Origin of the sequence: Clostridium sp. UBA5119 (genome assembly GCF_002414285.1) — a bacterium.
GTDB lineage: Bacteria > Bacillota > Clostridia > Clostridiales > Clostridiaceae > Clostridium_J > Clostridium_J sulfidigenes.
In genome coordinates, this window is the sequence record NZ_DHYX01000007.1 from 49,966 (window position 1) to 57,015 (window position 7,050).

The window sequence follows — 7,050 nt, forward strand, 5'->3', positions numbered from 1 at the left end:
CTTTTTCTATATCTACTTTTATTTTCAAATAAATCACTTACTAATACTATCATAGATTTTTTCAATTTTTTTACAGTAATTTTTTATATTATAGTTGCCTTTTATAAATTCACATCCATTATTTCCAAGATTAACTCTTAATTGATTATCCTCTTTCAAATTTCTTAGTTCATCCATAAAGCTTCTATAATCTCCTGGCTTTATGAGCCTTCCTCTATGAGAGTTTATAACTTCACTTATACTTCCTACATCCATAGCTACAACAGGTATTCCAAATGCCATAGCTTCCAGTATTACCATTGGAAGACCTTCGTATAGTGAAGGTAGAAAAAACACATCTATGATAGAGAAAAAATCATATACATTTTCTTGGAATCCTGTAAATATAAAAAACTCTCCCAATTCTAATTTCTTTACCATAGACTTAATTTCTTCTTCCTGCGATCCGCTTCCAATTATGAAAATTTTTGTATCTATAAATTTTTTCTTATATTTATCAAATTCTTTTACAAAAGGAATAAGTCCCTTCTCTTCATCTAATCTACCTACAAACCCTATTACTTTTCTATTCTGTGGAATATTATATTTTGTAGCTATCCACTCCCTTTTATTACTTCTAAAATCTATTATTTCTTCTACATCCATAGCATTAGATAATATTGATATTTTAGCCCTTTTAAGATAGTTTGTATTTTCTTTATAAAAATCATATACAACCTTACCACAAGTAATATTGTAATCATATTTTGGCCTTAATACCTTATCAATACTTCTATTTAATCCATTACTATTTATCCATGGATAACAACTATGAATATGAGATATTACCCTTATATCGACTCTATATATACTCTTTACTAAGTAAGCATGTATTGAAGCATTATTATCATGGGCATGGACTATTTTTATATCATTATCCCTTATAATATTTTTAAGATACTTTATATTTTTTAAAATATCCTTCTTAGAAAAATTTAAGGAATAACTATTTATGTTATTATCCTCAAAAAATTTTTTTAGCTTGTCACCACCACATACGACTATCGACTCATAATTAGTTAAATTTTTACAAATTAATAGTACCATTTTTTCAGCTCCACTTAGCTTATTCATTGGTAATATATGAAGACACCTTTTCATATTCTTACATCCCTTCGATAACATGTCTTTCTATTGCTACTTGTTAAAGTCTAGTAGTATCTAATTATTTATATATTTATGTTTTTTTCAGGTAAATAATAATCTTGTAAATCCAAAGCATCATATATATATTCCAGCTCACTTATTACATTATTCACATCATATTTTTCTATTTCCTTAGGTATATTAAAGCTTCTATCTCCTTCTAAATAATATTCCTCTATAGCCCTTGCAGTAGCTTCATAATCTCCCACTTCTACTAGCTTACCTATACTTTCATTTTCTATAAGATCTCTTATTCCTCTTATATTAGTACCTATAACTTTTTTCCCATGCACCATAAATTCCATTACACTTTTAGGCAACCCTTCTCTATAGGAGAGTAGTATCCCTATATCTGAAATTTTTATAAGCTCATTTATGTTTTCTCTATAACCTAAAAAACTTATATTTTTTTCTATTCCCCTTTTTACTAACTCCTCTTTTAATTCTTTTAACTTATTCCCTTCTCCTACACTAATTGCCTTAATCTTTGGATACTTATTCTTTATAAGTTCCAATGCCTTTATAAGCTGAAGTTGGTTTTTATTATGATTTAATTCTGCTATCATAAGTATTATAAAATCATCTTTATCAAAACTGAGCTCCCGTACATTTGAATCTTCACCTTTTAGCTTGGTATCTATAATATCCTCTAAATCAATACCCACTCCATTAATTAAGTAACACATTTTAGGCTTTAATTTATTTTTAGTTATTTCATAGTCTTCATTATTAATATTTATTATTACATCTGTAAATCTAGCCATAAGCTTTTCCATAGGATAAAACATACACCATGCTATCTTAGGTGCACCTTTATAAAAGTGATAGCCGTGAGCTGTATATATAATTTTTATTTTAGGAAACCAAAGTTTCAATATTCTTCCATATAATGCTGCTATAGGTGTATGAACATGGACAACATCATATTCATTTTTCTTTTGTATGGATTTTAATCTCCAAAAAGCTTTTAAATTTCTTAAACTTAAAGGCTTTCTACAAAAGGGTATATTATATACTTTAACTCCTTTAGATACTAATCTCTTATCTATAGGCTTATCTATAAAGCATGCGCAATCAACAACATGTCCTTTATCTATTAACATTTCTATATGTGGAATTAAAAATGCATTAATTGTTCTACTTACTGTTGTTATATATAATATCTTTTTCATAAACTTTCTCTTCCCTTATGACCCTTGCAGGAACTCCTACAGCAGTACTATAAGCTGGAATATCCTTTACTACTACAGAACCAGCTCCTATTATTGCTCCCTTTCCTACTTTTAAATTTTGAATTACCGTAGAGCAGGATCCCATAAGTACTCCTTCTTCAATAATATCTCCTCCTGAAACATTTACGTTCCATAACAACGATACATAATCTTTTATAATAGAATCATGACCAATACCACATTTAGGACTTATTATTACATGTTCTCCAATTTTAATATCTGTTGTTAAAATTGCTCCTTCATATATTATTGTCCCATGTCCCACAGTCATAAAATCATGTATGGATACTCTTGGATGAATTAAAGTTGCAAATCTAAATTTCCCCCCTAACTTTGAAACTATTTCTTTCTTTACTCTATAGTTTGATATAGCTACAACAACATATATGTCTTTACTAATGTAATTTAATAACTCAACATTTCCTATAATTCTATGTCCGTTTAAAGTTTTCCCTAAATTTCTTGGATTATCATCTAGGAATCCAATTATATTCCAAGTTGGTTTAAAATTATTAATTTGATTTATTATTAATGCAACTTCTCTTCCAACTCCTCCTGCTCCTATAATGATAATTTTTTTCATAGCAACTTCCTCTTTTTCACATTTAATAAAACAAATCTATGACAATTGATTTTTAAAGTCAAAGATTAATATGTTTAATTTGACATTTTAAGCATTAATTTTTTTTGTTTTATATTTTTCATAATTTCTTTTTCTTGATTTTTTACTAAAAAAACTCTTTTTTTCTTTAGGATAATATTTATAATAAGAATCTGTTCTCTTCATGTCGCAACTATTCAGTATACTTCCAACTACATTTGCATTTACCTTTTTTAATTCTTTATATGCTAAGTTAATATCTTTTTCTCTAGTTTTGCCGTACTTCACCACTATAATTGTTGCATCTGCTTTACCTGCAAGAATGCTGGCATCAGTAACAGCTAGTAACGGTGGAGTATCTAATATTATATAGTCATAGATACTTCCTATATTTTTTAAAAATCTTTCAAAAGTTTTCGAACCTAAAATTTCTGCAGGATTAGGAGGAATAGTACCTGATGATATTACTGATAGGTCAGAAGTAAATTCTTGTATAGATTCTTTTAAATTATCTTTATCAATTAAACAATCCGTAATTCCCTTTAAATTAGAAAGCCTAAATTTTTTATGTAAAGATGGTCTTCTAAGATCACAATCTATAATTAAAACTTTATTTCCACTTTCACTTAAACAAAGTGCTAAATTACCAGCAATTGTTGATTTTCCCTCTCCTGGTACTGAACTAGTTATTACAATAGTCTTTATTGTTTTATCAACAGATGAATATTTTAAACTTGTGCGTATGGATTTATAAGATTCAGCAGATATAGAATGTGGCATTTTATTGTATATAAACATTATTCTCTTCCTCCCTTAAATCCTTTTTCGTGCTTAGGGATATTTCCTAATACTGGTACTGGCAAAACTTTTTCTAATCTAGAGTTACTCTTAATAGTGTCATCAAGATAATCTATAAAAAATATTAATCCCAAAGAAAATATTACACCCACTCCTAAGTACATAAGCATTAGCTTCTTTTTATTAGGTACTATGGGATATACTTTAGTACTATCTATTATTCTCGGCTTAGCATCTGGAATTATAGTTTTTGCTTGCTCATTAAACTCTTCACATATAGCTGTTAGTACCTGTTCTGCTCCCTCCATATCACTAGTATTATATGTTACTGTAAATATAGGTGTATTCTCTGATGCAGAAAACCCTAATGAATTTTTCACTTCCCAAGACGACTTGTTAATTTTATATTTTTTCAATGTTTCATTTAAAAAATCATCTACCCTAATTATTTCATTAAAGGTATTCATAAATTCATTGTAATATTGAATTTCATTCTGAGAATAATAGTCCATTAGATTATTTCCTCTACCAACGTAAATTTTCGCTGTAGCTTGATAACTTGTAGTCATTAATGAAGCTTTATAACCACCTAAACATGATATAGCTCCAGTAATTAATATTAAAATCCAAATTTTTTTCTTTAGTAAATATACTATTTCATCAAAATTTATCAATTTTTCATCCATAAATTTCATCCTCCTTTAATTGCTTCCATTAAAGTATTCCATGGTAATATTATCATCTTGGTTTATTCCATCTTTTTTAATAACTTTATATATGGTCAAAAATAAAATTTTCAAATCTAAAAGTAGGGACCAGTTACACACGTACCATATATCTAATTTAAATTTTTCTGTCCATGATATAGCATTTCTACCATTAATTTGTGCCCACCCCGTAATTCCTGGTAGAACCTGATGCCTTTTTAACTGCTCTTGTGAGTATAAACTTAAATACTCTTTTAAAAGAGGTCTTGGTCCTACTAAACTCATATCTCCTTTTATAACATTTATAAGCTCTGGTATTTCATCAAGGCTTAATGCCCTCAGTGTTTTTCCTATTGTTGTGTGCCTCTTTTCATCTGGTAATACCTTCCCATTTTCATCCTTTATATCTTTCATTGTTCTAAACTTAATCATTTTAAAAATCTTATTCCTTTTTCCTACCCTCTCTTGTATAAAAAAAATTGGTTTTCCTAATTTAATCTTTATTATCAGCGCTATAATAATTAACATAGGTAATAAAATAATAAGTCCTAATATTGAAATAGCAACATCAAATATTCTTTTTATAAACATATTCTCCTCGAACTTTCTTAAATTTTATCTCTATCTTTTTAAATACAAATTTATAATTTAAATTTTATATTATACAAATATAAATTACCTATAATTCCAAACTTTATTTAAATAATCCTTTTATAACATCTATTACCCTTTGTTGATCTTCAATTGTCATTTTGGTATCTGATGGAAGACAAATTCCTCTTTCAAATATATCTTCACATACACTTATACCTACATCATTGTGATTAAAAAAACCAAATTCTTTATAATAAGGTTGAAGGTGAATAGGCTTCCAAATATGTCTAGATTCTATATTTTCTTTTTCTAAAGCTTTTATTATATCTATAGGTTTAATNNACTAAGCCAATAATTTGATGTTCCATAGTCACAAATTTCTTCCATATCAATCCACGGAATATTACTAAAATTTCTATCATAAAATTCAAAAATACTTTTTTTCTTAGCTATTCGTTGATTCAATATTTTAAGTTGACCTCTACCTACTCCTGCTAAAATATTACTCATTCTATAGTTATATCCAAGCTCTGAATGTTGATAATATCTAGCCTTGTCTCTAGCTTGAGTAGCCCAAAATCTTGCTTTTTCTATGGCATTCATATTATTTGATACAAGCATTCCACCAGCAGAAGTAGTTATTATCTTATTTCCATTAAAAGAGAATACTCCAAATTCACCCATGGTTCCAGTTTGCTTACCCTTATAAGTTGCACCTAATGATTCTGCAGCATCTTCTACAATAGGCACATCATAAAAGTTGCAAATTTTTATTATTTCGTCCATATCTGCACTTTGACCATATAAATGAACTACAATTACCGCTTTAGGCTTCATATTTTTTTCTTCATAATATTCAAAAGCTCTTTTTAATGCTTTGGGAGACATATTAAAACTTTCAGGTTCTGAATCAATAAATACTGGAACAGCTCTTTCATATATTATTGGGTTACAACTTGCTACAAAAGTTAATGATGAACAAAAAACTAAATCATTATTTTTTACATCTAATAGCTTCAATGCCATATGAATTGCTGAAGTTCCAGAGCTTAGTGCCAAGCCTCTTTTAACTTTTACATAGTTTGCTATCTCATTCTCAAAATTCTCTACATTAGGACCCATTGGTGCTATCCAATTAGTATCAAAAGCCTCAAGTACGTACTTAATTTCTTCCTCACCCATATGTGGCGATGAAAGGTATATTTTCCTTCTGCTATCTTCATTAATTATTTCACTAAACCTATTTTGCTCTGCTAATTCTAAAATTTCTTTACTTTCATCTATTTTGTAGAACTTTATTGATTGAATAATATCCTTGTTACTTTTCATATTTTCCACTATATACTTCGCCTCCTTTCATAGGATAATATGTAAAAAAACTCTTTCCTTTTCCTTAAAACTTTTATATTAAAATCCCTAACCACGAATCAATATTAAGTTTTATTATTATAAAATCTGATTAAAATTTTTGTTTATATATTAAATCTACTGTTTTTGTATAAATAATTTACATATAGTTCTACATTACAATATTACCACTTTTTTACATTTGTTTCATTTAGTTTTCTTCGCCTTTTTATCCTAGGAAATAACAATGACCTTTTGCATGATACTTTATTTGTATGTATATGCACTTATTTATACATACTTCTACTTTATATAACTAATTATTTTAATAATAAAATTCTTCTTTCACCCTAAAGTTACATTAAAACTTTTATATATTGTATAAAAGTTTTAGTATATAGTAAAAGAGTGTGCCTAGCATTGCTATGACACACTCTAATACAATTTATTTGTTGCATTACCTTCTGCTTTAGTTTTAGGATCTATGGTTAATGAAAATGATAGAATTTGGAGAGAATTTATATTTTCATATAACAAATAGATATATATTAAACTATTTATATATTAGTGCTAGTATACTTTTATG

Annotated in this window: 6 protein-coding genes and 1 pseudogene; all 7 read right to left on the reverse strand. The window is 27.6% G+C overall.

Annotated features, from left to right (window positions below):
- Positions 1–33: 33 nt before the first annotated feature.
- Positions 34–1,140, reverse strand: a complete 1,107-nt coding sequence (locus B2671_RS00685) for a glycosyltransferase (RefSeq protein ID WP_346868677.1) — start codon at positions 1,138–1,140, stop codon at positions 34–36.
- A 68-nt stretch (positions 1,141–1,208) separates the two neighbouring features.
- Positions 1,209–2,357: a glycosyltransferase family 4 protein gene (locus B2671_RS00690; RefSeq protein WP_346868678.1), complete on the reverse strand. Its 1,149-nt coding sequence runs from the start codon at positions 2,355–2,357 to the stop codon at positions 1,209–1,211.
- Entirely contained in the window at positions 2,323–3,000 is a 678-nt protein-coding gene (locus tag B2671_RS00695) for an acetyltransferase (protein WP_346868679.1), read from the reverse strand. The genes B2671_RS00690 and B2671_RS00695 overlap by 35 nt, the downstream gene beginning before the upstream one ends.
- Before the next feature lie 87 nt (positions 3,001–3,087).
- Complete coding sequence (locus tag B2671_RS00700; RefSeq protein WP_346868680.1) at positions 3,088–3,816, reverse strand: CpsD/CapB family tyrosine-protein kinase; 729 nt, start codon at positions 3,814–3,816, stop codon at positions 3,088–3,090.
- Positions 3,816–4,502, reverse strand: a complete 687-nt coding sequence (locus B2671_RS00705; RefSeq protein WP_346868681.1) for a YveK family protein — start codon at positions 4,500–4,502, stop codon at positions 3,816–3,818. The genes B2671_RS00700 and B2671_RS00705 overlap by 1 nt, the downstream gene beginning before the upstream one ends.
- A 15-nt stretch (positions 4,503–4,517) precedes the next feature.
- Positions 4,518–5,114 carry a sugar transferase gene (locus B2671_RS00710; RefSeq protein ID WP_346846580.1) on the reverse strand — a complete coding sequence of 199 codons (597 nt, stop codon included), beginning with the start codon at positions 5,112–5,114 and terminating at the stop codon, positions 4,518–4,520.
- Positions 5,115–5,217: 103 nt separating this feature from the next.
- Positions 5,218–6,299: pseudogene (locus B2671_RS00715) on the reverse strand (DegT/DnrJ/EryC1/StrS family aminotransferase).
- Positions 6,300–7,050: the final 751 nt, after the last annotated feature.

Coding starts and splice junctions, on each gene's coding strand:
- B2671_RS00705 (WP_346868681.1), bottom strand. CDS start 4,502: ATGGATGAAAAATTGATAAATTTTGATGAAATAGTATATTTACTAAAG.
- B2671_RS00685 (WP_346868677.1), bottom strand. CDS start 1,140: ATGAAAAGGTGTCTTCATATATTACCAATGAATAAGCTAAGTGGAGCT.
- B2671_RS00690 (WP_346868678.1), bottom strand. CDS start 2,357: ATGAAAAAGATATTATATATAACAACAGTAAGTAGAACAATTAATGCA.
- B2671_RS00700 (WP_346868680.1), bottom strand. CDS start 3,816: ATGTTTATATACAATAAAATGCCACATTCTATATCTGCTGAATCTTAT.
- B2671_RS00710 (WP_346846580.1), bottom strand. CDS start 5,114: ATGTTTATAAAAAGAATATTTGATGTTGCTATTTCAATATTAGGACTT.
- B2671_RS00695 (WP_346868679.1), bottom strand. CDS start 3,000: ATGAAAAAAATTATCATTATAGGAGCAGGAGGAGTTGGAAGAGAAGTT.